Source organism: Actinomycetota bacterium (assembly GCA_040905475.1).
Classification (GTDB): domain Bacteria; phylum Actinomycetota; class AC-67; order AC-67; family AC-67; genus DATFGK01.
Genome location: JBBDRM010000154.1, coordinates 1 through 2844 on the forward strand (window position 1 = coordinate 1; position 2844 = coordinate 2844).

3 protein-coding genes are annotated in these 2844 nt (G+C 68.5%); 2 read left to right on the forward strand and 1 reads right to left on the reverse strand.

Translation table 11 applies throughout. The annotated features are described in order from the left end of the window. Positions 1 to 1337, reverse strand: a 1337-nt coding sequence (locus tag WEB06_18865; GenBank protein MEX2557678.1) for an NAD-dependent epimerase/dehydratase family protein, incomplete at its 3' end; no start/stop codon positions are given. A gap of 114 nt (positions 1338 to 1451) precedes the next feature. Here WEB06_18865 and WEB06_18870 point away from each other — a divergent pair. Then, positions 1452 to 2483, forward strand: a complete 1032-nt coding sequence (locus WEB06_18870; protein ID MEX2557679.1) for a hypothetical protein — start codon at positions 1452 to 1454, stop codon at positions 2481 to 2483. 2 nt (positions 2484 to 2485) lie between these two features. Further along, positions 2486 to 2844 (forward strand): hypothetical protein (locus tag WEB06_18875; GenBank protein ID MEX2557680.1); only part of this gene is annotated, 359 nt, incomplete at its 3' end.

The following is a 2844-nucleotide window of genomic DNA, read 5'->3' on the forward strand; positions in this document are numbered from 1 at the left end:
AACTGCTCGGGCGACGACGCCGGCATGCCGAGCGCCATCTGCCGGGCCGCGGTGAGGTTCACGTACACGCGGCCGCCGAAGATCGCCACGCCGCGCTCGCGGAGCTCGCGCGCGACCGGCCCGGTCATCCCGACGAACCGCTGGACCCCTTCGGCCGAGGCGCGCATGACGTCGGCCGAGACCTGGAGCGAGAGCGGGGTCATCGGCCCAGGGAACGCCTCGGAGAGATTGGTCGCCGTGTACTCGGGGAACCGGGGGTCGATCAACGAGTCGAACTCACCCGCGTGCTCGGGCGGCCCGGCGGGAACGAGCTCGCCGCCGTCGAGCGGCGGCGCGTCGGGCCCGTACGATGGGTCCGTGTAGGGAAGGCGCCAGGGCAGGTCGACCCGCTTCATGCCGAGGTACGTGTAGCGCGAGCCGGTGCGAGCCATGTCGACGATCGTCTCGGCCGTCGACCAGGCGCATCGGAAGCTGAACGCCTCACGGAGGCGCGTCGTGTCGACGACCGGCATGTACTGCAAGGCGTCCATCGCCGTCGGGTCGAGCTCGCCGAGCCGGAGGCGGGCCATCGTGCGCATCAGGACGCGCGCGACCGACGGACGAAGATGGACGACGCGTCGCCCGAGCAACTCGCCCATCTCCTCGAGGGACACGACGTCGTCGGCGGCGACGTTCACGACACCCGAAGGCCCGCCCAGGCACGCGTCGGCGAGGAAGCGCCCGACGTCGGACTGATGCAGGAGCTGGAACCGCATCTCGGTGCCTTTCAAGCCTGCGACCACCGGGCCGGTGAAGACGTGCGATACGGAGTTCTCCACGTCGCGGCCCAGGACCGGGGCGACCCGCGCGACGACCGCGTCGGCGCCGCTGTCGGCGATCATCTTCTCGATCTCGACCTTGTGCGCGGCGTAGAGGAAGCGCGGATCGATGATCGTCGGTTCGTCCTCCGTGTAGGGCTGGGGATGGTCCGCGTGCGAGCCGTACACCGTGACCGAGGAAGAGAAGACGAAGCGCCGGCAGCCGGTGGTCTCCATCGCGCGCAGGACGTTCCGGGTTCCCTCGAGGTTGATCGCCCGGGTTTCCTCCGGTGGGGAGAGCACGCTGACCACCCAGGCGAGATGGGCGACGGCGTCGCAGCCGGCCATCGCCTTCTCGACGGTCTCCGCGTCGCGGACGTCGCCCGGGATGAAGCGGACGCCCGTGGGAAGCTTCGGCGGTTCCCGGCGCGCGAGCGCGACGACCTCCACGCCCATGCGGTGGAGCCGGTCGACGACCGCGGAGCCGAACGCGCCGGTCCCGCCGGTCACCAGGACTCGTGCGCCGAGGCGAGGTCCCATCGTGTCCCGTTCCCCTCAAAAACGCCGAAGGCGCTCTGGCCCTCCAGACGGGACATATAGTATAACTCGTTTACCAATTTGCGAAGTGGCCCCTTCGGGGAGGAGGCGTTTGCGATGACTGCGGCGCGCGCGCGGGGGGACTTCGGCTTCAAGCCGCTCCTCGATACCTGTGAGCTGAACGGCGAAGCGATGATGCCGACCCGCAACTGGTTCGGCCTCTCGCTCCAGCACCTCTACCTCTACGGCGGGTACCGCGACGCCGACGGCGTCCTCTACGCGGTCGAGCGCAAGTTCATCGGACCGATGAGCGCCGGCCTGTGGCTGATGCAAGCGCGCGACGGAGACCTCCGCATCGATCCGTCCTCATTGACCACCGCGCGCGGAGAGACCAAGCGCGAGATGTCGCCCGAGGCGCTGGTCTTCCAGGACCAGCTGATGCGCCGCGCCGGGCCCGGACGCGACGCGAGCGGGGAAGCGACCCTGGACCTTCGCATCACACCGCGCGATCTCACCTGGGCGGAAGGCGATCTCTTCAACCTGAAGGGGGCACTCATCCCGCCGGGGATCCAGTTCTACGTTCCTTCCGAGAACGAGCCGTTCTTCTACGTGAGCTACATCTTCCGCCAGAAGGGCACCATCCTCGGCAAGCCGGTTACCGGCTACACGCTGTTCGATCAAGGCTACTGGCCGGCCGGCCGGGACTGGAAGGATTTCCGCTATTTCAACGACCTCCAGGTCGCGTGGGAAGTGTTCGTCAACGAGTTCGACGACGGCTCGGTCGAGTGGGGGCATCTGTGCCTCGGACGGCAGAACTTCAATTGGGCGGCGGTGCTCGGCGATCACAATCCGCACGTCCTGTCGACCGACGTTACCGCGTCCGTCGACCTCGGCGAGAACGACTGGGCTCAGCGAGCCGTGTACGACGTCGCAGGCCAGGAATGGGAGTGGACCCCGGATCCCGGCGGCCAGCTCGCGGAGTTCTCCGCCGCGCGATGGGGCGGCTACCGCGCACAGGCAGGCTCGACGCGACGCCGCGGCGATACCGGCGGTGTGAAGAACTGGTTCACCTGGCTCGAGACGTTCGGCGATCGGATCCGCGAGGACGGGGTTCCCGCCACCACGGCGGCGGTCGCGGCCGGACGATAGCGATGCCCTCCACCGTGCAAGATCTCCCGCTCCTCGAGCCGCTCGACGACCTCACGATCGCCGAGCACCTCGAGCGCGTCCGGCCGATCCGCGAGCAGAGCTGGATCGCGCGGAGCAGCCGCGGGCTCGAGGTTCTCTCGTACGAGGGCTGCGAAGCCGCTTTGAAGGACGAGAACTTCCTGCCCGGCATACAGCAGATGCTCGCGCAGATGGGCCTCAACAAAGAGGCGATGACCGGCAGCGCGGGACGGAACATGCTGATCTCGGAAGGCGCCGACCACCTCGCGGTCCATCGGGTCGTCTCGCGCTGGTTCACCCCCAAGCGCATCGAGACGATGCGCGAGCGGGTCGCGGAGCTCGT